Genomic DNA, 26,606 nt, shown 5'->3' with positions numbered 1-26,606 from the left:
CCACGCTCACCCACCCATCGACCAGGAGAACCATGGCTGACGCCCGCATCACCATCGACCGCGACTTCACGATCGCCGACGTCCCCCGGAGGCTCTTCGGGTCGTTCGTCGAGCACATGGGGCGGTGCGTGTACACCGGCATCTACGAGCCGGGGCACGCGCAGGCCGACGAGCGCGGCTTCCGCACGGACGTGCTGGAGCTCGTGCGGGAGATGGGCCCGACCGTGATCCGCTACCCGGGCGGCAACTTCGTCTCGGGGTACCGGTGGGAGGACGGCGTGGGCCCCGCGGCCGACCGCCCGGTGCGCATCGACGGCGCGTGGCACACGATCGAGACCAACGCGTTCGGCCTGCACGAGTTCGTCGAATGGGCGAGGGAGGCCGAGGTCGAGATCATGGAGGCGATCAACCTCGGCACCCGCGGAGTCGAGGAGGCGCGCGCGCTCGTCGAGTACGCGAACCACCCCGGCGGCACGTACTGGTCGGACATGCGCCGGCGCAACGGCGCGGAGGACCCGTTCGGCATCAAGCTGTGGTGCCTGGGCAACGAGCTCGACGGCCCCTGGCAGATCGGCGGCAAGACGGCCACGGAGTACGGACGACTCGCCCAGGAGACGGCGAAGGCGATGAAGCTCGTCGACGACTCGATCGAGCTGGTCGCGGTCGGCTCGTCGAACCGCGGCATGCCGACGTTCGGCACCTGGGAGCACACGGTGCTCACGCACGCCTACGACGAGGTCGATTACATCTCGATGCACGCGTACTACCGGGAGCTCGACGGCGACGCCGAGTCGTTCCTCGCCGAGGCGGTCGAGATGGACGCGTTCATCGACGGCGTGATCGCGACGATCGACGCGGTGAAGGCGGCCGGGAAGCACACCAAGCAGGTGAACATCTCGTTCGACGAGTGGAACGTCTGGGACTTCGACCGCTACAACGACGAGGAGGCCGCGGAGATCGCGGCGGCCGGATGGCGCGAGCATCCGCGCCTGATCGAGGACACCTACAACGTGACGGATGCCGTCGTCGTCGGCACCTTCCTGAACAGCCTGCTGCGTCACGGCGATCGCGTGCACATCGCGAACCAGGCGCAGCTGGTGAACGTGATCGCGCCGATCCGGTCGGAGCAGGGCGGACCGGCGTGGCGGCAGACCAGCTTCTGGCCCTTCGAGAGGATGGCGCGGCTCGCCCGCGGCAGGATCCTGCGGCTCGCGGTCTCGGCCTCGCAGATCAGCACGAAGCAGTACGGCGACGTCGACTCGGTCGATGCGGCGGCGACCTACGACGAGGAGACCGGGCGCGTGGTGCTGTTCGTCGCGAACCGCTCGCTGGAGTCGGCGAACGACCTCACCGTCGACCTGCGCGGGTTCGAGGGGCTGAAGGTCGTCCACGCCGAGACGCTCACGATCCCCGAGGGCGGCGACCGGTTCACCGGGAATCTGGAGACGACTCCGGATGCCGTGCACATGGTGCCGCTCTCCGCGGCCGAGGTCGTCGACGGGGCGGTGCGCGCCACGCTCCCCGCGCTGAGCTGGTCGGCGATCGAACTCGCCTGAGGTCGAGCGTCTCTCACCAGCCGGCCCAGGATCCGCGGATCGCCGACGAAGTCCTTTACCCGCAATCCTCGAGTCAGATCTTTCGGAGGATCCGCGGCGGGTCATGGGCCGCGATTAGCATGACCTCCATGAGTTTCGTTGAACCGCCCTCCGCGTTCCTTCTCGACTGGCAAAGCGCAGAGCTTGCGGCTGTCGAGCACATGAGGACCCTTGGCTTTGTCGATGCACAAAAGACACAGGCTGGAGCCGACGGCGGCATCGATGTCGAAAGTGCTGAGGCCGCCGCCCAAGTCAAGTTCTATGCCAACCCGGTTGGACGCCCCGACATTCAGAGGCTCCGTGGCGCCGCCCATGATTATCGACTTGCTGTGTTCTATTCCACAGGCGGCTACACCGGAGAAGCCGTCGCCTATGCCGACCAGGCAAGAGTCGCGCTCTTCCAGATGGACCCCTATGGCCAGGCGAAGCCAACTTCGCAGCTTGCGACCTTACTTGCCGAACCCGAGCACATTCAAGAGCGCAAGGAACGACTTGAGGAGCTGAAAGCGCTGCGCTATCAATTGGCAAGCGCCTCGTTCGAACAGGACCTGAGGCTCTATGCGCAGTTTGTCCGGCAAACGCCGCTGAACCCCGAGGAGTCGACGGTGTACTCGCATGTGGCTTCGGCCCTGGAGCAGTCGGTCACGCGTTTCAAGACTGCGGTGGGCGGTCGACAGTTTCAAGACGCGGACGACGCCTCCGAGGAGATCAACAAGCGGATCGAGTTTCTGGGATGGATCACTGGCACTGAGCTCCGGGCTTCGTACGAGAACCTCGAAGCGGCGATCTCTCATGGTTGGAGTTTGGATAGCTCGCCAGGATCCGACTACCTGCTCCATCTCGCTGCAACTGGAGCATTCAACCTTCGGGACCTTGCCGTCAAGTTCTTGAAGGACTGGCAGGAGATTCTCCCCGACGGGGTCAGCACGATCGCACTTGAAGACGAGGAGCTCCGGAAGGCGGCGGGAATGCTCCTCAGCGCTTCGTTCGACCAATCCATTCTCTCCGCGGAACTCCTACACCAGGTGAAAGAATCGGTTAGATCTGGCGTTCAACGAGTTCACGGTACTGCCACTTCAATCTTCAGGATTCTCTTTGACAAGCACATGCAGCTTGACCTCGCGCGACCACGGAGTCTCGTAGCTGGGCTACTGCGAGTGAACGCGTTGACCGACCGGATCAACCGACAGCTCAATGCAAGTTAGGTTTGAATCGGCCTAACATCGCCCTCCGACGATCCCAGGCCGCTTCAGTTCGGACAGCCCGCTCATCTTGCCTTGTGCTTGCGTCGGCTTTGACCAGCCCGCATCGAATGATGCACAAGCCATGGTGGTGAGGTCGATGCACACGACGCTTGCCGCGCTCTCCCAGATGCTGGTCGAGCTCGCCTGACCATGCCGAGTGGTACGCTATCCAGTACTACTCGGGAGGAATCATGTCGGCGATCACCGCGACCGAAGCACGCAAGAGCCTGTTCGGCCTCATCCAGCGCGTCAACGAGGACCATGACGCAGTCGAGGTCGTCTCGAAGCACGGCAACGCGGTCATCCTCTCGAAGGCCGACTACGACGCGATCACCGAGACCGCGTACCTGCTCCGCAACCCCGCGAACGCCGAGCGCCTTCTGGACGCGATCGAGCGTGCACGTCGCGGTGAGTTCGAGAGTCACGACCTGCTCGACGCATGAGTCGCACTCTCGCATTCGATCCCAACGGCTGGGAGGACTATGTGTACTGGCAGACCCAGGACCGAAAGACCCTGAAGCGCATCAATCTGCTCATCGCCGACGTGATCCGCGATCCGTTCGCCGGCATCGGAAAGCCCGAACCGCTCCGTCACGTGCTGTCTGGTGCCTGGTCGCGCAGGATCGACGAGACGAACCGACTGGTCTACTACGTCACCGAAGATCACATCGTGGTCCTGCAGGCGCGCGATCACTACTGACGGGTTCACCGTCGAGGCGGGACCCTCAGGGCGACTGCTACCCGCGAAGGGTTCGCACGCCGTAGACCCCGCCGACCGGGCTGCCGCCGGTGCTCTGGAACCGCACGGTCACGACCGGGATCCGGCGACCGGCCGGGTCCTGCAGGAACCCGCCGCGCTGGTCGCGCTTGAAGCGACCGCCCGCGAGCACGTCCGGAGGGAGGTCATCGATCCGCTCGTACAGCCCGCCGTCCGCGTTCGGATCCTCGATCACCTCGCGGCGCAGCAGCACGTCGTTCACGAAGACGTCGAACGTGCGGCCGGCATCCTGCCCGCTGTAGGTCACTCCGAGCCGAGTGCCGGCGGGGTCGACGATCAGTGCGTACTCGAAGTACGCGCCGGCGTCCGCTGACGCCTCCCGGTACTGGGCGCCCTCTCGAACGCCGATCGTCGACGCGTGGAAGCGGTGGTTCTTGTCGGCCTCGGAGTTGTTGTTGTCGAAGGAGCTCAGCGCATCGATCACGTCATCGGCCGTCGCCGAGGCATCCCGCTCCGCTCCTCGCGCGACGAGCGTGACGTAGGTCGCATAGCGCGCTCCGTAGAGGCTGTAGTACGGCTCCCACACCCACCCCGCGGCCTCCGCATCGACGCCGCGGAGGGCGAACCGCATCGTGCGGATGCCGTTGGCGTTCTCCCCGTCGTCGAGGCGCACGAGGTGCGAGCGGATGCCGGCGCGCCAGGCCGCCGGGTCGTCGACGACGACCGTGCCGGTGAGTGCCGGATCCGCGAGGCCCATCTCCACGAGGACGCCGGCGGTGTAGGTCGCGTCGACGTTCTCCCGGCTGAGCGCGGTCGCGAGCAGCACCGGACCGTAGGTGAAGGCGACCCAGTTCTCATTCTCGGTGCCGGCCGAGAGGCGCACCTCGGCGGGCAGCGTGTACTCGATCTCGTCGCCGTCGGTCACCTCGACCGCGAGGTAACCGCGGACGGGCACGGCTTCGCGCCGTTCGCCGTTCACCGTCAGCGTCGGCGGCGCGGCCAGCCATGACGGCGCGCGCAGCCGAAGCGTGACCGAAGGGACCGTACCGCCGTCGAGACTCGAGACCGCGAGGCGCACGGTGCTCTCTCGCGGGATGTCGGCCGAAACCGTGAGACGCAGATTGCGCTCGCTCAGTCGCAGCTCGCCGGAGCGGAACCGGTTGACGGTGACGGCATCCGCGGCGACGGCATAGATGTCGTCGCCGAGCTTGGTGAAGCTCTCGACGCCCGTGCCGTGGTCGCACCAGAACTGGTCGAACGGCCGACCGAACACCTTGGCGTAGCCGGCGCGCTGCGGCTGGAAGTAGGTCACCATGCCTGTTTCGGGGTTCTGCGCTGCGAGGACGCTGTTCAGGAAGGTCGACTCGTCGTAGTCGGCGTACTTCACGTCGCCGGTGAGCGCGAACAGCGCGCGGGAGAGCTTGAGCATGTTGTACTCGTTGCACCCCTCGGCAGTCGAGTTCTCCCCGTAGCCGGTGGTGGTGCCGCTGTTCGCCCGTGCGTGCAGGGTGCCCGGCGCGTGGAAATGCTCGGACTGGCTGTTCGCGCCGTTCGCGTAGGTGTGCCGGTCGACGACGATGCGCCAGAAGTTCTCGGCGGCGGCGCGGTACATGCCGAGGTCCGCCCGCTCGGCGGCGGACAGGCTCGGGTCGCCGGCCAGCACCGTATACCGGGCGAGAGCGCCGATGAGCTTCGGGATGGTGGTGTTCGCGTGCCTTCCGGCCAGCACGTCCTCCCCCGCGGCGAGGCTCCGGAACAGATCGGTCTCGTCGAAGCGCTCGGCGGCGCGCTTGTGCACGGGGTCACCCGTGACCGCGTACAGCCGGTAGAGGGCCTCGTTCATGCCGCCGTACTCGGTGTCGAGAATGATCCGCGCATCTTCCAGCGACCCCGCGTAGGTGTCGATCCAGGCTGCGAAGCGGCTGGCGACGCCAAGCGCCGTGCGGCCGATCTCCTCGGGCGCGTGGCGATGCGCGTCGAGGAGTCCCGCCAGCATCTTGTGCAGGTTGTAGAAGGGAACGAGCAGGCCGTCGCCGCCGGACGGCAGCAGGCCGACCGGAAAGGCGGAGACGTAGCCGGCGGACTCGGGATGTGCGTCGGCGTAGGCGCGCTGGCAGCGGTCGAGGCCGTCGATCGCGACGACGATTCGCTCGAGGAGCCGCTCGTCGCGGGTCGTCGCCCAGGCCTGCGACCACGCCGACATCGCGTGCCCGAAGAAGTGCCCCTGGAAGCGGGTGCCCTCCTCGCGCTCCCATCCGCCGTATCCCTCGGCGGCGGTCGGCTCCAGGCCGGCGTTCCGCTCGAACGAGTACAGCAGCCGGGCCGCATCGAGCTCGAGGAGGTAGGCGATCGTCTTCTCCTGCGCATTGCGGAGGTACGGGTCCGCGAGCGTGACGTCCTCCAGACGCGCGAATGCCGTGCTCATGAAGCCCCTTCGATTCCGTGACCGGTCACAGACTACTCGCCGGAATCCGGCCACGACACCGTCGGCCAGCCATCCCGCCAGGCGATCGGCAGGATGCCGAGGGTCGGTACGCCGTCGGCCGCGCCGTCGTAGAAGTGGAAGGCGAGCATGCCGGCAGACGCCGACTGACCGCCGGGACCGATCGCGTCGCCCTCGCTCGTCAGCACCACAGTCCCGCCGTCGTCGAGCAGCGCGCCGCCGTCGGCATCCAGGTACGGGCCCGTCACCGACTTCGAGCGCCCGACGATGATCTCGTAGGTGCTGTCGATGCCCTTGCAGCAGAAGCCGCGCGAGGCGAACAGGTAGAACCAGCCCTCGTGCGCCACGATGTACGGCGCCTCGATCGCGTTCTCCACGAGGCCGCGATCGGCGAGGAGCAGTGGCTCGGCCGCATCCGCCCGCTTGCCACTGGGCCACTCCAGCTCGACCATGCGGATGCCGGAGGAGAACGATCCGAACGACATCCACGGGGTGCCGTCGGCGTCCTCCACGATGCCGGCGTCGATCGCGTTGAAGTCGCTGCCGGCCGACGCGATCACCTCGCCGCGGTCGACCCACTCGTAGTCGGGGTCGTCGGGGTCGAGTGTGGTGTTCGTGGCGAGCGCGATCACCGAATCGCTGCTGCCGAACGTGGATGCCGAGTAGTAGAGGTACCAGGTGCCTCCGTGCTCGTACAGCTCCGGCGCCCAGAGGTTGTCGACGCCGGGCACGGCATCCGCAAGCCATGTCGGCTTCGATGCCCAGACCTCGCCGGCGTACTCCCAGTCCGCCCCGTCGTCCGATCGGCGGATCTGGATGTTCCCGTCGCCGAGCTGCCCGTTGCCGGTCGAGTAGACGAAGTGTCCGTCGTCGGTCTGCACGTAGGCGGGGTCGTGCACGAACACGTCGCCGGAGAGCTCCGGAGCGGCAGCTGCGACGACCCCGCAGCCGGTCAGCACCGCCGCCGTGGTGAGGACCACCGCGGCGGCGCCGACCAGGCGCGGGAGGATGCCCATCAGGAGAGCGCGAGCGCCGACCAGGAGACTGGCGGCAGCGTGACGGTGAGCACGCCGCCCTCCAGTGCGGCGCCCTCGAGCGGCTTGAGACCGACTCGGTTTTGGTCCTGGAGCGTGTTCTTCGCGTACACGTCCTCGTCCCAGAGCGTCACGGCCTCGTCGATCGACGTCGCACCCAGCTCGGACACCGCGATCTGCACCTCGATCGACTCGGTCTGGCTCCGGTTCACGAGGAACACGGCGGAGTTCGCGCCGTCGGTCGTGACGACGGAGTCGACGAGCGGCGCCTTGCCGTACACCTTCGTGTCGTAGGTGCCGACGTCGATGCGCGGCTTCACGATCTCGCCCTTCGCCAGGCGCGAGGTCACCGAGAACGGGAAGAACGTGGTCTGACGCCATGCGTCGCCGCCCGGCTCGGTCATGATGGGGGCGATCACGTTGACGAGCTGGGCGAGAGATGCCGAGGCCACCCGGTCGTGGTTCTTCAGCAGGGTGATGAGCAGGTTGCCCAGCACCACGGCATCCGCCACCGAGTAGACGTCCTCGAGCTGACGCGGGGCGACCCGCCACTCGTGGTTGACCTCGTCGGAGGCCTGGTGCTCGTCGAGGTACCAGATGTTCCACTCGTCGAAGGAGAGCTTGATCTTCTTCGACGACTTGAGCTTGTTGCCGACGTGGTCGGCGGTGGCGACCACCGTCTCGATGAAGTACTGCATGTCCAGCGACGACGCGAGGTACGAGCCGAGGTCGCCGCCGCGCTCCTGGTAGTACGCGTGGCAGGAGATGAAGTCGACGTGCTCGTACGCGTGCTCGAGCACCGTGCGCTCCCAGTCGCCGAAGGTCGGCATGGCCGATCCGGACGATCCGCAGACCACGAGCTCGAGATCCTTGTCGGCCGCCTTCATGGCCTGCGCGGTGCGGGCCGCGATCTTGCCGTAGTCCTCGGCGGTCATGTAGCCGGTCTGCCAGGGGCCGTCCATCTCGTTGCCGAGGCACCACATCTTGATGTCGTGCGGCTCGACCGTGCCGTTCGTGATGCGCTGGTCACTGAGCGCGGTGCCGGAGGGGTGGTTGCAGTACTCGAGCAGGTCGAGGGCGGCCTCGATGCCGCGGGTGCCGAGGTTCACCGCCATCATCAGCTCGGAGCCGGTGAGCTTCAGCCAGCGGGAGAACTCGTCGACGCCCACCTGGTTCGTCTCGATCGAGTGCCAGGCGAGGTCCCGGCGCACCGGACGCTGATCGCGCGGGCCGACCGAGTCTTCCCAGCGGAAGCCGGAGACGAAGTTGCCGCCGGGGTAGCGGATCGTGGTCGAGCCGAGCTCGCGCACGAGGTCCACGACGTCGAGGCGGAAGCCGTCTTCGTTCGCCGTGGGGTGGCCGGGCTCGTAGATGCCGTCGTAGACGCAGCGGCCGAGGTGCTCGACGAACGAGCCGAAGATGCGCCGGTCGAGGGGAGCCACGACCGCCTCGCGGTCGATGGAGATGCGTGCCTTGGTCACGGGTGTTCCTTCTGTGGGACGGGCCGGCTGCGGCGCAGCACGGCGAGGTGTTCGGAGTACGGAGGAGAGCGGATGCCGTCAGCCGGCGTCGTCGATGCGATCCAGTCGTCGGTCGATCAGCCGCACGGCGATCGCCAGCGGGATCGCGGCGCCTACCAGGGGCAGGAGCACCGGAAGGGCTCCGACGATGGCGGTCCAGGCGACGATGACGATGAGCACGCTCAGCACCATCGGGACAGACGTGATCGGCAGCAGCAGTGCGCAGCGGAGGACTGCGGCAGGGCGGTCGTCGTATCGGGACAGCAGGACGATCGTGGTGATCGCGCTCACGAGCGCGACCGCGACGACGACCCCCGTGAACACGAGGAGCGCTGCGGACAGCGGACCCTGCAGCTGCGGCAGCACCGCGGCGTCGGCGACGAGCAGCAGGGCGGCGATCCCGAACGGGATGCCGGCGAGGTTCGCCCGGCCGAATTCGGCGCGGTAGTGCGTCCAGAAGGTGCGGACGACACCGCCCTCGGCGGCGCCTGCGAGCAGATCGCTGCGCCTGAGCACGGCGGATGCCGCGACCGAGGCGGGCATGAGACCGAGGACGCCGAGTCCGAGGAGTGTGCCGAGGAGGAACATCACGTTGACCGCGACCAGCGACGCCGCGACGTGCAGGATCTGCATGACCCGGCCGGTCCAGCCGACGCCGGTGAGGGCTTCGGCGCTCACGACGTCACCGCCTTCGAGCCGCTCCAGACCACGCCGTGCGGGTCGATGCCGCTGAAGGCGTGCACGGTGCGCTCGGCGACCGGGTCCCACGCGCCGAAGACGACGGCGTCGAGCTCGACCCCGGTGGGTCCCTGAGCCTGTCGAAGGGCCGCACCCGCCGGGAACGCACCCCCGGTGGGTCCCTGAGCCTGTCGAAGGGCCGCACTGACAGAGTTCGTCGGCGGCGCTTCGACAAGCTCAGCGACCCAATCGGACTCAACGCCCCGGCTCGGCTCAGAGATCGGGGCGAACTCGACGATCAGTCGAACCGCGACCGGCTCGCCGTCTGACACGGCATCCGACACGACCGTCACGCGCTGCGCGTCGACCAGGGCCGACACCTCGGGCGCGAAGCGCACGGCATCCCACTCCCCTGAGACCTGCTCGGCCACGGCGAGCCTCTCGGTCGCCGCGCCGGCGAACGGGTGCGGCGACACCAGCGGCCAGCCGCCCGGCGTCCAGTGCACCCGGCGGATCTGCGCCTCGTGCTGCGTCGGCGCGTCGGCAAGGCGCACGTGATGCACCATGAAGGTCGCATCGCCGTCCGTGAAGATCGAGTTGTGACCCGGCGCGATGAGTCCTGTGCCGCCCGGGAAGCGGTGGCCGCCGAGCACCTTGGTCCCCGCCGCGGCGGCGACCTCGGGCGCGGGCGAGGTCAGGTCGTTGCCCGCGGCATCCCGGTATGGTCCGGTGATCTCGTCGGCCACGCCGACACGCACGCTGTACGTGTCGACCAGCGAGTCGTAGGACACGAACAGCACGAACCGGTCCTCCTCGGCCCGGTACTGCACGAACGCACCCTCGATCGCGCCGTCGACGCTGGCCGGACGACGGGCGATCAGCGCACCGGTCTCCTCGCGCAGCCGCATCCCGGTCTCGGGCGAGAGCTCGACGATGTGGATGCCGCCGAAGAAGGAGCCGTAGATCATCCACGGGCGTCCCTCCCTATCGAAGGCGACGGCCGCATCGATCGCGTTGTGCGCGTCGCGGTCATGCCGGGTGGCGACGACGATGCCCTGATCGGTCCAGGGACCGGCGGGGCTCTCGGCGATCGCCAGGCCGATGGCCGAGGTGCGGGAGCCGAACGTGGATGCCGAGTAGTACATGTGCCAGCGCGGCGTGCCGTCATCGGTCGGCCACCGCACCACCTCGGGCGCCCAGAGTCCCTCGGCGCCGGTCCACTCGCGGGCGGGCGCCGGCACCTCGCCGAGGGCCGTCCCGTGGAACGACCAGGTCACCAGGTCCGGCGAAGTGCGCACATGCGCGCCGACAGGGAAGCCCGCCACATCCGCCGCGGCATCCGTGGAGAACATGTACCAGAGGCCGTCGTCGCCTCGCACGACCGTCGGGTCGTGCGCGTTGCGCGCGCCCCAGGTGCCGGGGTCGCTCGTGAGGATCGACATGTCAGGCCTTCGATCCGCTGAGCGCGACCGACTCGATGATCTGCCGCTGGAAGACGACGAACACGACGAGCACCGGGATCAGCGCGATGAACGACGCCGCCATGATCAGCGGGTAGTCGGTCTGGCTGGCGTAGGTGGCGTTGAAGCTCGCGATGACGAGCTGCAGGGTCTGCTTCTCCGGCGAGTTCAGGTAGATGATCGGAGCGAGGTAGTCGTTCCACACGGCCATGAACCACAGGATGAACTGCGCGGCGATCGCCGGGCGGATCGCCGGGAAGATGAGTGTGAAGAAGATCCGCAGGTAGCCGGCGCCGTCGAGCTTGGCCGCCTCGATGATCGAGTCGGGCACGGAGTCGAGGAACTGCCGGAGGAAGAAGATCATCACGATGTTGCCGAACAGCCCAGGCAGGATCAGCGGCCACAGGGTGTCGACCATGCCGGCATCCGCGAACATCTTGAACTGCGGGATCATGATCGTCGGGAACGGGATCATGATGGCCGAGAGCATCGCCAGGAACACCACGTTCTTGAACGGCAGCCGCATCTTCGCGAACGCGAAGGCTGCGATCGCCGAGCTCACGGTGCCGACCACGGTCACGCTCACCGAGACGACGATGCTGTTCCAGATGCCGCTGGCCAGGGGCCCTGCCGTCCAGACGCGGATGTAGGTGTCCCATTGCACGGGGTCCGGGATCCACTGCGGTGGAAGGGCGAACACCGCCTCCTTCGTCTTCAGCGAGGTGCTGAACGTCCACAGCAGCGGCGCGATCATCACGATGCCGCCGATCGACAGGATGACCGTGACGATCACGTTCATCATGCGGTACGAGCGCGAGCGCGTGCCGACCGGGGCGGATGAGCCGCCGGAGTCGCCGGAGACGCGGCGCGGGAGCCGCCGCCGGGCGGCCGCCGGCAGCACGGTCGTCATTGTGCCGGGAGCCGCGTCGGGCGCCGCCTGAGTGCGTGGGGCTGAAAGGGTCATGGCTGCCTCACTCGATGGAGAACTGGGACCGGCGGTTGACCTGGAACTGGATCGCCGTGATGACGAAGACCAGGAGTCCCAGGACGACCGACATCGATGTCGCGTAGCCCATCTGGAGGTAGTTGAAAGCCTTCTGCCAGATGTACCAGACGATGGATGCCGTGGAGAACTCGGGGCCTCCGGTCGGGGTCATGATGTTGATCTCGATGAAGATCTGCGCGCCGCCGATGATGCTCGTGACCACCAGGAAGAACGTCACCGGACGCAGCATCGGGATCGTGATGTGGCGGAACTGCGAGACTGCGCCGGCACCGTCGATGGCCGCCGCCTCGTACAGGTGCCGTGGCACCGACTGCAGGGCCGCGAGGTAGAGGAGCATCGAGAATCCGAGGCCCTTCCAGACGGCCATGATGATGATCGCCGGCTTCGCGGTGTCGGCGTTCTGGAGCCAGTTCGGGCCCTCGATCCCGAAGAACGCGAGCACCTGGTTGACCAGGCCGAAGTCGCCGTTGTACGCCCACTGCCAGAGGATCGCCACTGCGGCGAGCGAGGAGATCACCGGCACGTAGTAGACCGTGCGGAAGAAGGTGGTGCCGCGCATCCTGCGGTTGAGGGCGAGGGCGAGCAGCAGGGAGATGATCAGTCCGATCGGGATGCCGATCATCATGAACACCGTGTTGCCCATCGCCTGCCAGAAGTACGGGTCGTTCCACATCTCGACGTAGTTGTCGAGGCCGTTGAAGACCGGGTCGCTCAGGCCGTTCCACTTGGTGAACGACGCGTACACGGCGAACAGCAGCGGGTAGGCGATGAAGATCAGGAACCCGAGCACCGGCACCGCGATGAAGGCGGCTGCGGCAAGGTGCTCGCGGCGGTGCAGCCGGGAGCGGCGGACGGTCGTCGTGGACATGGTCACCTCGTTCTGTGGGACGGAAGGGCTGGTGGCCCGGGGCCGGCGTGCGGCCGGCCCCGGGAGTCGATCAGCCGATTCCGGCGTCCGCGTTCGCCTTGTCGAGCAGCTCCTGCATGCGCGGCTGCACCTCGGCGAGGTAATCCTCCGCGGTCTGCTCGCCGTCGAGCACGGGCTGGATGTTCTTGAACAGCTCGTCGTACCACTCGGCCGAGTAGGTGGTGCCCGCCGGCAGCGCGCGGCCGTACTCGTTCGCGACGTCGAGGAACTCCTGCTTGTTCGCCGGCGGCAGCGTCGACGAGGACACCCAGGTGTCGGCCATGTCCTTCAGGTTCGGGATCTGCACGCCCGCGTCGACCAGCGACTGCTGCGCGGTCTCGTCGGTGGAGAGGTAGATCGCGAGCTTCGTCGCGAGGTCGGCGTTCTTGGTGGTCTCGGCGACCGCGATGCCGAGCGTGCCGATCCAGCTCGCGGTCTCACCGGTGGCGCCGGCCGGGTATGGGATCAGGTCCCACTCGAAGTCGAGCTTCTCGTAGGTGGGCACGTCCCACGGGCCGACCGGGAAGAACCCGATCTGTCCCTGCATCCAGCGCTGGTAGGTGTCGAGCGTCTGCGCATCCGTCGTCGACGGCGTGACCTCGGCGACGTTCGACATGTCTGCGAAGAACTGCAGCGCCTCGGCGAACTCGGGGCTGTCGACGGTGACCTTCGTGTGGTCCTCGTTCAGCCAGTCGCCGCCGTTCGACCACACGAACGACTGCAGGTTCCACTGCACGTTGAGGCCGGTGCCCCACTGGTCGAGGGTGCCGTCGCCGTTGGTGTCGAGCGTGAGCTTCTTGGCGACGTCGATGAACTCGTCCCAGGTGTAAGGCTCGTCCGCGGAGGGCAGCGGGAGGCCAGCCGCCTCGAACATCGTCTTGTTGTAGCCGAAGGAGAACGGCCCGATGTCCTTGGGCATCGCGTAGATCGCGCCCTCGCCCATGATCTTGCCGTCGAAGCGGTAGCTGTCGACGCCGTACGCCCAGACGTTGTCGAGGTCGGCGCTCTTCTCGACCTCGGCGGTGATGTCCTTGATGATGCCCGACTTCACGTAGGCCTGGACGCTGCCGGGGTCGACGTAGAAGACGTCCGGGATCTGCTTGCCGGTGATCGCCGCCTTGAGCTTCGTGGAGTACTCGTCGGCCGTCGTCATGATGATCTTGACGTCGACGTCGTTGTCCTTCTCGAACTGCTCGATCGCCGCCGTGTACGCCGCCTTCTCGGCATCGCTGCCGCGGAACATGAAGGTGAGGGTGTCGCCGTCGCTGCCCGAGGCGCCGCTCGAGCATCCGGTGATGGTCGCGAGGGCGACCGCTGAGACGGCCGTGACCGCCAGGATCCGTGACTTCATTGTGCTGTGTTTCCTCTCGGGAGCTGACTTCGATGTCGACGCTCGGGCCGGGGCCGCTGGAGCGATCTCACTCGTTCTACAACGTTGTAGTAAACGTTGTAGAGACATTGTGACCCGAAACGTTCGAGGTGTCAATCGCGATTTCGCGCGTGCGAGGTCACAAACGCATCTCGGCGCGCGTGCGGGGTCGGAAAAGCATCCGCGAAGCCGTGTTTCGGTGCGCTTCTGGCCCCGCACGCGGGAGGGGACGGATGCCGGACGGCTGGTCCGGACGTCGGACGGATGCCGAGGGGGCGGTCAGGCCGAGGGGGCGGACTCGCGCTCGAGGATGCGGTAGTCGGCGAGGAGCGTGCGCGGCGGAGCATCCGCATCCCCCGCGATGCGCGCGAGCAGCGTCGACACCGCGGTCTTCGCGATCCATTCGCGGCCCGGGTCGACCGTGGTGAGTGACGGGATCGAGTACTCGGCCTCGTCGAGCCCGTCGAAGCCGACCACGGCGACGTCGTCGGGCACTCGGCGTCCCGCTTCCTGCAGCACGCGCATCGCGCCGAGCGCGAGGGTGTCGTTCAGCCCGAAAACGGCGTCGAACTCGCCGCCGCAGGCGAGGATCTCGCGCATCGAGTCGGCGCCGTTCGCGCGGTGCCAGAGCGTCGTGTAGCCGACGATCCCATCGTCGTACGGGATGCCGGCGGCCTCGAGCGCCTCGCGATAGCCCTGAAGGCGAAGGGCCGCCGAGCCGATGACCTCCCCCTCGTGCGCACCGACCACGGCGATCCGCCGTCGTCCCTGCGCGATGAGGTACTCGGTGGCCGACCTGGCTGCCTCCACGTTGCGCATGGTCACATGGTCGGTCGGGCCGTCGAAGATCCGCTCGCCGAGCAGCACCATCGGGTACGAGACCTCGAGCGCCGCGGCATCCTCCTGCCCCATTCCCAGCGGGCTGAAGATTAGTCCGTCGGTGAGCTTCAGGCGCGGGCTGCGCAGCAGGTCGAGTTCGCGGGTGCGGTCGGCTCCGGTCTGCTCGACGAGGACGACGACTCCGGCAGCCTCCGCCTCCTGGATGACCTGGGCCGCGAGCTCGGCGAAGTACGCGAGGCTGAGATCGGGGAGCGCGAGGGCGATCGCGCCGGTGCGGCCGGAGCGGAGGTTCCGCGCCGTGAGGTTCGGCGTGTAGCCGAGCTCGGCGATCGCAGCCTCGACCTTCTCGCGGGTGGTCGGGCGGATGTGCGGGTAGTCGTTGATGACGTTCGAGACCGTCTTGATCGAGACGCCGGCGAGCCTCGCCACGTCGTGCAACGTCACCGCCATAGCACCCTCCCCCGCATTCGACCAGGATTCCGCGACCACTCTACAACGTTGCAGAACCGCTCCGCTGCCGCGACATCACCCTATCGCGACGCGCCCGGTCACCCGCGGAACCACAGCTCTCCGCGTGAGCCGACACCTTCTGCATGAACCAGCACGTCTGGCATGGTGGTTCATGCAGATCCGGTCGGTTCAGGCAGGACCCGAAAGTCGAAGCGCTTCAACGGCGACGTCATATACTCGTCCCGTGTCGAAGTCCACGATGTGTCTCGCAGCGCACACACCCGCCGTCATCGAGCCGAGGGAGAACCGATGGTGACCATCGCGGATGTCGCGCAGGCGGCCGGCGTGTCGATCTCGACCGTGTCGTACGTCATGAGCGGCAAGAGGACGATCTCGCAGGAGACCAAGGACCGCGTCGAGCGCGCAGTCGAGGAGCTCGACTACCGGCCGCACGCGAGTGCACGCTCGCTCGCCTCGAGATCCACGAACGTGATCGGCCTGCAGGCGCCGCTGCGCTCAGGCGTCGATGTGCACGTCGTCATGGAGATCGTCGCCGGCATCGTCCGCGAGGCTCGCGCCCACCAGTACGACATCCTGCTGCTCACGAGCGACGATGCCGAGGGTCTGCGGCGCGCGACCGGGGCCTCGATGGTCGACGCGCTGCTGCTGATGGACGTCGAATCCGACGACCCCCGCATCAAGACCCTCCGCAAGCTGTCGGCGCCCAGTGTGCTGGTCGGGCTGCCGCAGGGGGCCGACGGCCTCACCTGCGTCGACTTCGACTTCGAGGCGGCCGGCCGTGCCGCCGCCGAGCGTCTGATCGCGCTCGGTCACCGCCGGGTCGCCCTGATCGGGTCGCCTCGGGAGGTGCTCGAGCGGCACACGTCGTACGCCGAACGGCTCTCCCGCGGGTTCCTCGCCGCATGCGCCGAGCACGATATCCCCGCCACAGTGCATCCGTGCCCGACGACGCACGAGTCGGTCGCGGTGGTGGATGCTGTGCTTGCCGCGCACCCGGAAGTGACCGGCGTCTTCATCCACAACGAGGGGGCCCTGGCGCACGTCGCCGCGCGCATCGCGGCTCTGGGCGGGCGCGATGCGATCGCGCTCTGCCCCGAGGACATCGCCCGCACCGTGCCGACGCTCACGGACAGCATCGACCTCCCGGCGGAGGAACTGGGCAGCGCGGCGACCAGGGCGATCATCGCACTCCTCGCCGGCGAGCCGACGCCGAAGGTGCGTCTGCTGCCGCCCGTGCTCGCCTCGGGTCGGCCGGCGACCACGGCATAGCGGCGGGCGTCGATCGGCTAATGTGACGCGAGTGGCCCTGACTGACCTCCCCCTCGACCAGCTCCGCTCCTTCCGCCCCGACGTCGCCGAGCCCGCGGACTTCGACGATTTCTGGGCGCGAACGCTCGCGGAATCGCGAGCCCTCGCGATCGCGCCGGAGCTGCAGCCGGCCGAGACCCCGATCTCCCGGCTGACCGTCGAGGACCTCACCTTCAGCGGCTTCGGCGGCGAGCCGATCCGCGCGTGGATCACCCGGCCCCGCACCGACGAGGTGCTGCCGGCCGTGGTCGAGTACATCGGCTACAACGGCGGCCGCGGCATCCCCGGCGAGCGGCTGCAGTGGGCGGCGGCTGGCTTCGTGCACGTGCTGATGGACACCCGCGGCCAGGGCAGCGGATGGGGCTCCGGCGGCGACACCCCCGACCCGCACGGCTCCGAGGGCGCCGTGCCCGGATTCATGACGCGGGGCATCTCGAACCGGGACACGTACTTCTACCGCCGGGTGTTCACCGACGCGACGCTGCTGATCGACGCCGTGAAGCAGCTGCCGTTCGTCGACGCCGGCCGCATCGCCGTGACCGGCGGCAGCCAGGGCGGCGGCATCAGCCTCGCCGCCGGGGCGCTGCACCCCGACGTGTTCGCGGTCATGCCGGACGTGCCGTTCCTGTGCCACTTCCGGCGTTCGGTCGAGCTCACGCCGGAGCATCCGTTCAAGGAGATCGAGCGCTACCTCGCCGTCCGCCGCGGGCGCGCCGACGACGTCTTCGAGACGCTCTCGTACTTCGACGGCGTGAACTTCGCCCGCCGCATCACGACGCCTTCACTGTTCTCGGTCGCGCTGATGGACGCGATCGTGCTCCCGTCCAGCGTGTTCGCCGCGTTCAACCACATCGGGTCGGCGGATGCCGAGATCGAGGTGTACGAGTTCAACGGCCACGAGGGCGGGCAGATCGTGCAGTGGGTGCGCCAGGCGGAGTGGCTCGCCGCGAGGATCTGACCCGCCGCCCGGCGTGGGCCGACAGGTTCCGGCTCAGCCCTCGATATGCCGTTCGTCGACGCCGTCGTAGTGCGAGAGCGGGCGGATCAGGGCGTTGGATGCCGCCTGCTCCATGATGTGCGCTGTCCAGCCGGTGATCCGTGCGGCGACGAACAGCGGCGTGAAGGTGAGCGTGTCGAACCCGATCAGGTTGTACGCGGGGCCGGAGGGGTAGTCGAGGTTCGGGTAGATGCCCTTGCGGGCGACGAACTCCGACTCGAGCGTCGCGTACAGCTCGGCGACATCGTCGCGGCCGTAGTGCGCGACGAGCGTGTCGAGCGCGGCCTTCATGGTCGGCACCCGCGAGTCGCCGCGCTTGTACACGCGGTGCCCGAAGCCCATGATCTTGCGCTTCTCCGCGAGCGCCGTGTCCAGCCAGGATGTGACGTTCGCGGCCTCGCCGATCTCGTCGAAGATGTGCAGCACGGCCTCGTTGGCGCCGCCGTGCAGCGGCCCCTTGAGCGCGCCGATCGCGCCGACGACGGCGGAGTACAGATCGCTCAGCGTCGAGGTGATCACGCGGGCGGTGAACGTCGACGCGTTGAATGAGTGCTCCGCGTACAGGATCATCGACCGGTTGAACGCGTCGACGACCACCGGGTCGGCCTCCTCGCCGAACGTCATCCAGAGGAAGTTGGCCGAGTAGTCCAGGTCATCGCGCGGCGGAATGATGTCCTGCCCGCGGCGGCGCCGCTGCCCGTACGCGACGATCGCGGGGAGCGCGGCGAACAGGCGGATGCTGCGCGCCAGGTTCTCCTCCGGGCTCCCGCCCGCGTTCAGCACCGACCCGCCCGCGGCGGGATCGGTCGCGCCGATCAGGCTCACTGCCGTGCGCACCTCGTCCATCGGATGCGCCTCCACCGGAACCAGATCGATCGCGGCCTTCACGCTCGCCTCGAGCGCACGGTGCGCACGCTCGGTCGCACGCAGCTCCGCCAGCTGCCCGGCATCCGGCAGCTCGCCGTGCCACAGCAGGTACGCGACCGCCTCGAACGGCTGGGTCGCGGCGAGCTCCTGCACCGGGTAGCCCCGGTACAGCAGGCTGTTCGTGTCGGGGTTGACCTTCGAGATCGCGGTCGTGTCGACGACGACCCCCGCGAGGCCCTTCCTGATGTCCGGCTCGGTCATGGTCGCTCCTTCTCGATGGTGAAGTTGAAGACGCCCGAGTCGAAGTGGTTGTACGACTCGTAGTCGATCAGATCGTAGAGATCGGCGCGATGCTGCATCTCGCCGAGCTGTGAGGTGAGGTGCCCGTCCTCGTTCAGGGTATCCAGTGCACGGCCCGCCGCGCCCATCGCCATCCGCAGCAGCGACACCGGCCAGATCACCAGACGCACCCCCGCATCCCGCAGCTGCCCCACCGAGAACAGGTCGCTCTTGCCGAACTCGGTCATGTTCGCCAGGACCGGCACGTCCACGGCGCTCGCGACCGCCTCGAACTCCGCCAGCGTCCGCATCGCCTCGGGGAAGATCGCATCCGCCCCGGCATCCACCAGCGCCCTCGCGCGGTCGATCGCCGCATCCAGGCCCTCCACCGCGCGGATGTCCGTCCGCGCCATGATCAGGAAGTTCGGGTCCCGCCGAGCATCCGCCGCCGCCCGGATCCGCTTGAGCGCCGTGTCCTCGTCGACGACGCTCTTGCCGTCGAGGTGGCCGCACCGCTTCGGGTTGACCTGATCCTCGATGTGGGCGCCGGCAAGGCCCGCATCCTCGAGCTCCTGGATCGTGCGGGCCACGTTCATCGGCTCGCCGAACCCGGTGTCGGCGTCGACGATCGCCGGGAGGTCGGTCATCCGGGCGATCTGCTTCGCCCGGCCCGCGACCTCCGTGAGCGTCGTCAGACCGATGTCGGGCAGGCCGAGATCGGCCGCGAGCACGGCACCCGAGATGTAGACGCCCTCGAAGCCCTTCTCCTCGATCAGCCGCGCACTCAGCGGATTGAACGCGCCGGGGAACCGCAGCAGCTCGCCGCTCGCGAGTCGCTCACGGAACAGCCGCCGCTTCTCGGAGGGTGTGACAGTGGAATACAGCATCAGAACAGCCCCTTCGGGGCGTCCGCGGCTTCCAGCAGGCCGGGCTTCGCGATGATCGACAGTTCGCCGACCTCGGCGGCCGTCAACTCGGGCAGCCGCTGCACCAGCTCCAGGAACCGCTCGATCTCGGCGGGCTCGAGCACCGGCTCGGCGAGCAGGCGGAACTTCGCGATGTAGTTCTCGCGGACGAACGGGCGGGCGCCGAGCGGGTGCGCGTCGGCGACCGCGATCTCGTCGACCACGGTCGTGCCGTCGGTCAGGCGGATCTCGACGCGGCCTCCGAAGGCCTTCTCGGCGGGGTCCTCGGAGTGGTAGCGGCGGGTCCACTCGGCATCCTCCGCCGTGGTGACCCTGTGCCAGAGCTCGACGGTGTCGGGGCGGGCGGCTCGCGACGGTGCATACGAGTCGACGTGGTGCCAGCCGCCGTCCTGCAGGGCGACCGCGAAGATGTACGGAATCGAGTGGTCGAGCGTCTCGCGCGATGCCGTCGGGTCGTACTTCTGCGGGTCGTTCGCGCCCGAGCCGATCACGTTGTGCGTGTGGTGGCTGGTGTGGATCACGATCGAGTCGACGTTCGCGGGGTCGCGCAGAGCAGGGTTCTCGGTGCCGAGCCTGCGGGCGAGGTCGATCAGCGCCTGCGCCTGGTACTCGGCGGAGTGCTCCTTCGTGTACGAGTCGAGGATCGCGCGCTTCGGCTCGCCCGCCGCGGGCAGCGGCACCTCGTACGCGGCATCCTTGCCGTCGAGCATCCAGGCGATCACGCCGTCTTCGCCTTCGTAGATCGGGGCTGGGCTGGTCTGCCCGCGCATCGCCCGGTCGACGGCCTCGACGGCCAGCTTGCCGGCGAAGGCCGGGGCGTGCGCCTTCCAGGTCGAGATCTCGCCCTTGCGGCTCTGCCGGGTGGCGGTGGTCGTGTGCAGCGCTTGACCTGTGGCCTGGTAGATCGTCTCGACGTCGAGGCCGAGCAGGGTGCCGATGCCGGCGGCGGCCGACGGGCCGAGGTGCGCGACGTGGTCGATCTTGTGCTTGTGCAGGCAGATCGCGCGGACCAGGTCCATCTGGATCTCGTAGCCCGTGGCGATGCCGCGCACCAGGGCCCGCCCGTCGGAGCCGACGTGCTGGGCGACCGCGAGGATCGGCGGGATGTTGTCGCCCGGGTGCGAGTACTCGGCCGCGAGGAACGTGTCGTGGTAGTCGAGCTCGCGCACGGCGACGCCGTTCGCCCACGCCGCCCACTCGGGGCTCGTACGGCGCCCGAGAGCGGCGCCGAACACCGTCGCGCCCTGCCCGCCCGTGGACACCGGATGGCTGAACGCCTGCGCGCGGGCCGCGTTGATCGGGCCGCGGGTGAGGGATGCCGCAGCCACCGACGCGTTGTCGATGATGCGGTTGATGATCATGTCGACGACGGCGGGCTCGACCTCGACCTGGTCGACCGCGACCTCGGCGATCTTCCAGGCGAGCTGATCCTCACGGGCGAGGTTCTCTTCGCTGCGGTGGACGCGGACGTGGTGGGTGACGGTCATTTCGCACCTTCGGGGTCGATGGGCAGGGATTCGAGGATGCCGGTGAGGGCATTGTGCAGGTGCACGTGCGTGGCGTGCGCGGCGAGGTCGCCATCGCGTGCGGCGAGCGCCTGCGCGATCGTGCGGTGCTCGGCAGCGGATGCCGCGAGCCGGTCGGGCTTGTCACGGGCCATCCGCCGCACCCGCACGAGGTGGGTGCGGACGGTGCGGAGGGCTGAAGCGATGTAGTCGTTGGCGACGGCGGCGTCGAGGGCGGCGTCGAAGCGGGCGATCAGCGCGTAGTAGGCGTCGCGGCCCGCGTCGGCGGTGAGGTCGACGTGCGCGAACTCTCCGGCGAGAGCGGCGAAGAGTGCCGAATCGCCGCGAGCGGCGGCCAGCCGTGCGGTGGTCTCCTCCAGCGCGCGGCGGATCTCGAAGAGCGCGCGGATGTCGTCGGCATCCAGATCCGCGACGACCGTGACCCGCGGCGACTGCTGCACGACGAGGCCGTCGGCGGCGAGCCGGCGGAGCGCTTCCCGCATGGGCGTGCGGCTGATCCCGAGCCGGGCCGCCTGCTCCACCTCGCCGAGCACGAAGCCTGCCGGCAGGACTCCGGACTGGATGCCGTCGAGCAGATCCGCATACGCGCGATCGCTCGCGGTGGTGCGGTCAGCGGTGAGGGTCATGCGCTCAGTGTATACATAAACTCGGCCAGGCGGCATCTGATCCCGAATTCGCTGAATTTTCGTATACATTGCACAGGCCGTCTGCTCGCCACCGTCGGGCTGGAACGCCGAAGTCCCCCGGCGCGCGACGCCGGCGGACTTCGATCAACGCGGCGGCTCAGCCGACCGCGGCGAGCGAGTGCCGGTTCGCCGGGCGCGGCAGCCCGTAGTGCTCGCGCAGAGTCTCGCCCTCGTACTCGGTGCGGAACAGCCCGCGCTCGCGGAGGATCGGCAGCACCCTCTCGACGAAGACCTCGAGGCCCGACGGCAGCACGGCGGGCATGATGTTGAAGCCGTCCGCCGCGCCGTTCTCGAACCACGTCTGGATGGTGTCGGCGACCTGCACAGGGGTGCCGGCGAAGGTGCGGTGCCCGCGGCCGCCGCCGAGCCGCCCGATCAGCTCGCGGACGGTGAGGTTCTCGCGCCTGCCCAGCTCGACGATCAGCGTGTACCGGCTCTTCGCGCCCTCGATCGCATCCTCCCCCGGCAGGTCCGCGGGCAGCGGCTTGTCGAGCGGGAGCGACGACGGATCGAGACCGAGCGTCTTGGCGAGCTGCGCCCGTGCGTACTCCGGGGCGATCAGCCTGTCCAGCTCCGCCTCGAGCGCGAGCGCCTCGGCCTCGGTGTCGGCGATCACGGGCACGAGGCCGGGAAGCACCTTGACGTGCTCCGGATCCCGCCCGACTGCGATCGCGCGGCGCTTCACGTCGGCGTAGAACGCCTGCGCCTCCTCGATCGTCGGCTGGGCGGTGAAGACCGCCTCCGCCCACTGCGCCGCGAAGTCCTTGCCGCTCTCGCTGGATCCCGCCTGCACGAGCAGCGGATACCCCTGCGGACTGCGCGGCGAGTTCAGCGGCCCCTCGACCCGGAAGTGCTCGCCGCGGTGCCCGATGGCACGCACCCGCTCGGCGATCGCGTGCACTCCGGATGCCTTGTCGGCGACGATCGCGTCGTCCTCCCACGAGTCCCAGAGCTTGGTCGCCACGTCGAGGAACTCGGATGCCCGCGCGTACCGCGCACCGTGCAGCGGCTGGTCCTCCAGGCCGAAGTTGCGTGCCGCCGCCTCGCCTGCCGTGGTCACGATGTTCCAGCCGGCGCGCCCGCCGGAGATCCAGTCCACCGACGACAGGCGTCGCGCGAGGTTGTACGGCTCGTTGTACGACGTCGATGCCGTGGCGATCAGCCCGATGCGCGACGTCGTCACCGCCAGCGCCGTGAGCAGGATCGTCGGCTCGATGCCGCCCTGCGGCCGGCGCCCGACGTCGCCGAACAGCGCCGGAGCGTCGGCGAGGAACAGCGAATCGAACTTCGCGTCCTCCGCGATCCGTGCGAGCCGCTGGTGATACGCGAGGTCGAGCAGCGCATGCGGGTCGGACTCGGGCAGCCGCCACGACGCCTCGTGATGGCCGGTGTCGTGCAGGAACAGGTTGAAGTGCAGCTTCCGCTCAGCGGTCATGAGATCTCCTGGATGTCGTGGATGGATGCCGTGTCGATGTCGACGCCGAGCGAAGCGAGCAGCAGCTCGCGGTATCGCACGAAATCGCGGTCGGCCGGGTTGCGGTCGGCGAGGTCGATGCGCAGGTCGAGCGAGAACCGTCCGTCGTCGATGACCAGCACGCGGTCGGCGAGCAGCAGCGCCTCGTCGACGTCGTGGGTGACGAGCAGCACCGCCGGCCGGTGCACCCGCAGCAGGGTGCGCAGCAGCCCGTGCATCCGGATGCGGGTGAGGGCGTCGAGCGCGCCGAACGGCTCGTCGGCGAGGAGAAGCTGCGGCTCGCTCACGAGCGACCGCGCCAGCGCCGCGCGCTGCTGCTCTCCGCCGGACAGCTCGTGCGGCCAGGCACGCTCCCGGCCGGCGAGGCCGACCTCGGCGAGCACCTGCCGCCCGCGCTCCCTCGCGGCCGCGCCGGGCTGCCCGAGCACGACGTTGTCGAGCACACGGAGCCAGGGCAGCAGCCGGGAGTCCTGGAACACCAGCGACACCCGCTCGGGGACCCAGACCTCGCCGGAGCCCGCGACCGAGTCGTCGAGGCCGGCGACCGCCCGCAGCAGCGTGCTCTTGCCCGAGCCGCTGCGCCCGATCAGGGCCACGAACTCGCCACGGGCGATCTCCAGATCGATGCCGTCGAGCACGTCGCGGTCCCCGAACGAACGGTGCAGCCCCGCCGTCCGCACCGCGGTGGTCAGTTCTCGAGCGTGCGTCGCCATGACAGCGCCCTCCTCTCCAGCTGGCGGACGAGAGCGTCCGAGACGAAACCGAAGACGCCGTACACGACCAGGCCGACGAGGATGATGTCGGACTGCGCGTACAGCTGGGCCTGCGCCATCATGTAGCCGATGCCCGAGGTCGCGTTGATGGTCTCCACCACGATCAGCGCCATCCAGGAGCCGACCACCGCGAGCCGGAATCCGACGAAGAATCCGGGCAGAGCGCCGGGGACGAGCACCGACCGCACGTACTGCCAGCGGGTGAGGCCGAGCGACTCGGCGAGCTCGATCTGCCTGCGGTCGATGCTCGTCAGCGCGCTGTAGGTGTTGATGTAGATCGGCACCAGGACGCCGAGGGCGACGATCGTCACCTTGGACTCCTCGCCGATCCCGAGCCACAGGATGAGCAGCGGGATCAGCGCGAGCACGGGGATCGCCCGCTTGACCTGCACCGTGCCGTCGACGAGGGACTCGCCGAGCCGGGAGAGGCCGGCGACGATCGCGAGCAGAACGCCGGCGATCGTGCCGATCACGAGACCGAGCAGGGCCCGGGACAGCGAGGCGCCGACATGCTCGGCGAGCGTGCCGTCGGCGATCAGCGTCCAGGCCCTCGCGGCGACGGCATCCGGTCCGGTGAGCAGACGCGGGTCCAGCAGGCCGAGCGAGGATGCCGCCTGCCAGACGACCACGACGAGAAGCGGACCGAGGAGCCGCGCTCCGGGGAGCGACCGGCTTCTGCCGAGACGACGTCGCCGCGACTGCGGCACGAGGGCCGGCGGCTGTGCGGCAGCCGGCTCGGCGACCGGCGCCGGCGGGGCGATGACCGGGGTCTCCCGGGTGATCAATCGGATCGACATCGTCACTCCTTCACGTATTCGTCGGCGACCGCGGCGACGGCGTCGCCCTCGAAGCGGCGGTCGAAGAGCACCTCCGCGTCGAACTCTCGGATGAATCCGCCCTCGGCGAGCAGGTCGATCGACGACTGGGCCCAGGCCACGGCGTCGTCCCAGTCCGCAGGGAAGGACGGCTTGCTGCCGAGCGCCCAGATCCGCTCGGCATCCGCCGCCGTGACGCCCTCGGTGTCCACGTAGTAGAACTGCTTCCACTCGTCGGAGTTCTCCCACGCCCAGACCTGCCCCTGCGCCCAGGTGCGGATGTAGTCGCGGACCGCGAGCACGATGTCCTCGTCGGCGAGCACCTCGGTCGGCACCCACAGGATGCTGAGGAGATCCGGCTCCTCGGCCGGCACCGCAACCGCGCCGTCCCGACCGAACTGGTCGATGTACTTGGTCACCGCCGGTTCCGAGAGCGGCGCCACATCCACCTGCCCGCCTTGCAGCGCGGTGAGGAACTGCGTGCTCGGGAGCTCGACGAACTCGACCTCGTCGTGGTCGATGCCCGCCGTCTTCAGCGTGCGCAGCACCGTGTCGCCCTGCGACTGGCCCTGCGAGAAGGCGATCCGCTTGCCGCGCAGGTCGTCGAAGGAATCCAGCCCCACTCCCGGCGCCGTCGCGAAGACGTAGGAGGGCGCAGGGCGTTCCAGCACGGCGACGATCGTCGCATCGAATCCGATGTCGTGCGCCTGGATCGGCGGGATGATCGCGTTGGTCGCGATGTCGAGCGCCCCGGCCCTGAACGCCTGGATGACGTCGGGCCCTGCCTGCGCGTTCACCCATTCGTCGACGGTGAAGTCGAGCGGATCGATCGCGGATCCGGCGGCCTCGAGCTGCAGCTGCGTGACCCTGCCCGCGACGCGGAGCCCCGCCTCCGCGGAGGGGGCGCCGGTGGGCAGAGCGGCCGTCGCGGACGGATCGAGGGGATGTCATGTCGTCTTCCTTTCACGGGGAGGGTTGCCAGGAATCCTGCGGCGGATGCCGTCGCGGCGTCCAATAGGCATCCGCACCGCATCGATCGGCGATGCCGATGCGAGCGCACCGCCCGCCTGTCCTGCCCCGGGATTCCGCGGCGCGAGGCTCTGCGAGCGACATCCGTCGCGGAGGACGCGCAGCGTCATGCGAGACGAGGGATGTCGGCGCGTGACCGTGTGTTACCCGGGCCGCCCGGCGGTCCACTCGCCGATCAGCTGCGGCATCCGCGTGGCGACGTAGTGCAGGAAATCGGCCGCGTGCGCGGTCTCGTCCCTGAGCGCGGCGTCCTGCGGCTCCCGCTCGCGGGCATCCTGCTCCTGCTCCTGCTCCCCGCCGGCATCCGCGCCGCCGACATCCGATGCTCCGGTCGCGTGCCCGCGCAGCCGTCGCAGCGCCGCGTCGTGCGCGGCGATGAGGTGCCGGGCCTCGGCGAGCAGCCGCCGCCCGTCCGCGGTGAATCGCGCGCCGCGACCGTGCTTCTCGACCAGCGCCCGCCCGAGCCGGTGCTCGAGCACGCGCACGTGCTGACTGACCGTCGGCTGACTGCGGTGCAGCGCTTCGGCCGCGCGGCTGAAGCCGCCGAAGTCATCGATCGCGACGACGGTCCTCAGCAGCGGTATGTCCAGCGTCTCGTCCATCTCGCGATGGTAGGACCGGGGTACGTGCGCATCGTCCGG

Annotated in this window: 24 protein-coding genes; 6 read left to right on the top strand and 18 right to left on the bottom strand. The window is 68.8% G+C overall.

From position 1 onward, the window contains the following. Positions 1-32: 32 nt before the first annotated feature. From IPV10_RS03575 to IPV10_RS03560, 4 genes are all read left to right on the top strand, one after another. Positions 33-1,556 carry an alpha-N-arabinofuranosidase gene (locus IPV10_RS03575; protein ID WP_207480502.1) on the top strand — a complete coding sequence of 508 codons (1,524 nt, stop codon included), beginning with the start codon at positions 33-35 and terminating at the stop codon, positions 1,554-1,556. A gap of 128 nt (positions 1,557-1,684) precedes the next feature. Then, positions 1,685-2,800, top strand: a complete 1,116-nt coding sequence (locus IPV10_RS03570) for a restriction endonuclease (RefSeq protein WP_207480500.1) — start codon at positions 1,685-1,687, stop codon at positions 2,798-2,800. Positions 2,801-3,030: 230 nt separating this feature from the next. Further along, the gene (locus IPV10_RS03565) at positions 3,031-3,282 is read left to right on the top strand and encodes a type II toxin-antitoxin system Phd/YefM family antitoxin (RefSeq protein WP_207480497.1); all 252 of its coding nucleotides are present in this window, start codon (positions 3,031-3,033) and stop codon (positions 3,280-3,282) included. Then, on the top strand, positions 3,279-3,539 hold the full coding sequence (locus tag IPV10_RS03560) for a Txe/YoeB family addiction module toxin (RefSeq protein WP_207480495.1): 261 nt from the start codon (positions 3,279-3,281) through the stop codon (positions 3,537-3,539). The genes IPV10_RS03565 and IPV10_RS03560 overlap by 4 nt, the downstream gene beginning before the upstream one ends. Positions 3,540-3,576: 37 nt before the next feature. Here IPV10_RS03560 and IPV10_RS03555 read toward each other — a convergent pair whose 3' ends face one another. The 9 genes from IPV10_RS03555 to IPV10_RS03515 all read right to left on the bottom strand — a co-directional run bounded on the left by IPV10_RS03555 (position 3,577) and on the right by IPV10_RS03515 (position 15,264). Continuing rightward, on the bottom strand, positions 3,577-5,982 hold the full coding sequence (locus IPV10_RS03555) for a beta-L-arabinofuranosidase domain-containing protein (RefSeq protein ID WP_207480493.1): 2,406 nt from the start codon (positions 5,980-5,982) through the stop codon (positions 3,577-3,579). Positions 5,983-6,014: 32 nt separating this feature from the next. Then, positions 6,015-7,016, bottom strand: a complete 1,002-nt coding sequence (locus IPV10_RS03550) for an arabinan endo-1,5-alpha-L-arabinosidase (protein WP_207480491.1) — start codon at positions 7,014-7,016, stop codon at positions 6,015-6,017. Beyond that, on the bottom strand, positions 7,016-8,515 hold the full coding sequence (locus IPV10_RS03545) for an alpha-N-arabinofuranosidase (protein ID WP_207480490.1): 1,500 nt from the start codon (positions 8,513-8,515) through the stop codon (positions 7,016-7,018). Before IPV10_RS03545 ends, IPV10_RS03550 begins: the two co-directional genes overlap by 1 nt. A gap of 78 nt (positions 8,516-8,593) precedes the next feature. Continuing rightward, the gene (locus IPV10_RS03540) at positions 8,594-9,232 is read right to left on the bottom strand and encodes a YesL family protein (RefSeq protein WP_207480488.1); all 639 of its coding nucleotides are present in this window, start codon (positions 9,230-9,232) and stop codon (positions 8,594-8,596) included. Continuing rightward, complete coding sequence (locus IPV10_RS03535) at positions 9,229-10,674, bottom strand: arabinan endo-1,5-alpha-L-arabinosidase (protein ID WP_207480486.1); 1,446 nt, start codon at positions 10,672-10,674, stop codon at positions 9,229-9,231. The genes IPV10_RS03540 and IPV10_RS03535 overlap by 4 nt, the downstream gene beginning before the upstream one ends. A gap of 1 nt (position 10,675) precedes the next feature. Then, positions 10,676-11,656: a carbohydrate ABC transporter permease gene (locus IPV10_RS03530; RefSeq protein WP_307861043.1), complete on the bottom strand. Its 981-nt coding sequence runs from the start codon at positions 11,654-11,656 to the stop codon at positions 10,676-10,678. 7 nt (positions 11,657-11,663) lie between these two features. After that, positions 11,664-12,566 carry a carbohydrate ABC transporter permease gene (locus IPV10_RS03525; protein WP_207480484.1) on the bottom strand — a complete coding sequence of 301 codons (903 nt, stop codon included), beginning with the start codon at positions 12,564-12,566 and terminating at the stop codon, positions 11,664-11,666. Positions 12,567-12,636: 70 nt separating this feature from the next. Further along, positions 12,637-13,956: a sugar ABC transporter substrate-binding protein gene (locus IPV10_RS03520; protein ID WP_207480482.1), complete on the bottom strand. Its 1,320-nt coding sequence runs from the start codon at positions 13,954-13,956 to the stop codon at positions 12,637-12,639. A 297-nt stretch (positions 13,957-14,253) separates the two neighbouring features. Then, positions 14,254-15,264: a LacI family DNA-binding transcriptional regulator gene (locus IPV10_RS03515; protein WP_207480480.1), complete on the bottom strand. Its 1,011-nt coding sequence runs from the start codon at positions 15,262-15,264 to the stop codon at positions 14,254-14,256. A 309-nt stretch (positions 15,265-15,573) separates the two neighbouring features. Between IPV10_RS03515 and IPV10_RS03510 the strand changes: the two genes are divergently transcribed. Further along, entirely contained in the window at positions 15,574-16,554 is a 981-nt protein-coding gene (locus IPV10_RS03510; RefSeq protein WP_207480478.1) for a LacI family DNA-binding transcriptional regulator, read from the top strand. Positions 16,555-16,585: 31 nt separating this feature from the next. Then, a complete protein-coding gene (locus IPV10_RS03505) occupies positions 16,586-17,551 on the top strand; it encodes an acetylxylan esterase (protein ID WP_207480476.1) in 966 nt (321 codons plus the stop codon). A gap of 33 nt (positions 17,552-17,584) precedes the next feature. On the opposite strand, the gene IPV10_RS03500 is transcribed toward IPV10_RS03505, so the two are convergent. The 9 genes from IPV10_RS03500 to IPV10_RS03460 all read right to left on the bottom strand — a co-directional run bounded on the left by IPV10_RS03500 (position 17,585) and on the right by IPV10_RS03460 (position 26,567). After that, positions 17,585-18,718 carry a bifunctional 2-methylcitrate synthase/citrate synthase gene (locus IPV10_RS03500; protein WP_207480474.1) on the bottom strand — a complete coding sequence of 378 codons (1,134 nt, stop codon included), beginning with the start codon at positions 18,716-18,718 and terminating at the stop codon, positions 17,585-17,587. After that, positions 18,715-19,623 (bottom strand): methylisocitrate lyase, encoded by a 909-nt coding sequence (gene prpB, locus IPV10_RS03495; protein ID WP_207480472.1) that lies wholly within the window; start codon positions 19,621-19,623, stop codon positions 18,715-18,717. The genes IPV10_RS03500 and prpB overlap by 4 nt, the downstream gene beginning before the upstream one ends. Next, positions 19,623-21,149 carry an MmgE/PrpD family protein gene (locus IPV10_RS03490; protein WP_207480470.1) on the bottom strand — a complete coding sequence of 509 codons (1,527 nt, stop codon included), beginning with the start codon at positions 21,147-21,149 and terminating at the stop codon, positions 19,623-19,625. The genes prpB and IPV10_RS03490 overlap by 1 nt, the downstream gene beginning before the upstream one ends. Beyond that, the gene (locus tag IPV10_RS03485; RefSeq protein WP_207480468.1) at positions 21,146-21,814 is read right to left on the bottom strand and encodes a GntR family transcriptional regulator; all 669 of its coding nucleotides are present in this window, start codon (positions 21,812-21,814) and stop codon (positions 21,146-21,148) included. Before IPV10_RS03485 ends, IPV10_RS03490 begins: the two co-directional genes overlap by 4 nt. Before the next feature lie 157 nt (positions 21,815-21,971). Beyond that, the gene (locus tag IPV10_RS03480) at positions 21,972-23,309 is read right to left on the bottom strand and encodes an LLM class flavin-dependent oxidoreductase (protein ID WP_207480466.1); all 1,338 of its coding nucleotides are present in this window, start codon (positions 23,307-23,309) and stop codon (positions 21,972-21,974) included. Continuing rightward, the gene (locus IPV10_RS03475; RefSeq protein WP_207480464.1) at positions 23,306-24,061 is read right to left on the bottom strand and encodes an ABC transporter ATP-binding protein; all 756 of its coding nucleotides are present in this window, start codon (positions 24,059-24,061) and stop codon (positions 23,306-23,308) included. Before IPV10_RS03475 ends, IPV10_RS03480 begins: the two co-directional genes overlap by 4 nt. After that, the gene (locus tag IPV10_RS03470) at positions 24,037-24,918 is read right to left on the bottom strand and encodes an ABC transporter permease (RefSeq protein ID WP_207480462.1); all 882 of its coding nucleotides are present in this window, start codon (positions 24,916-24,918) and stop codon (positions 24,037-24,039) included. Before IPV10_RS03470 ends, IPV10_RS03475 begins: the two co-directional genes overlap by 25 nt. A 2-nt stretch (positions 24,919-24,920) precedes the next feature. Next, a complete protein-coding gene (locus tag IPV10_RS03465) occupies positions 24,921-25,733 on the bottom strand; it encodes an ABC transporter substrate-binding protein (RefSeq protein ID WP_207480460.1) in 813 nt (270 codons plus the stop codon). A gap of 375 nt (positions 25,734-26,108) precedes the next feature. Beyond that, entirely contained in the window at positions 26,109-26,567 is a 459-nt protein-coding gene (locus IPV10_RS03460; protein WP_207480458.1) for a LysR family transcriptional regulator, read from the bottom strand. Positions 26,568-26,606 lie beyond the last annotated feature (39 nt).

Source organism: Microbacterium sp. SD291 (assembly GCF_017355365.1).
In the GTDB taxonomy this organism is placed as follows: domain Bacteria; phylum Actinomycetota; class Actinomycetes; order Actinomycetales; family Microbacteriaceae; genus Microbacterium.
This window is presented reverse-complemented; position numbering and strand designations above follow the sequence as displayed.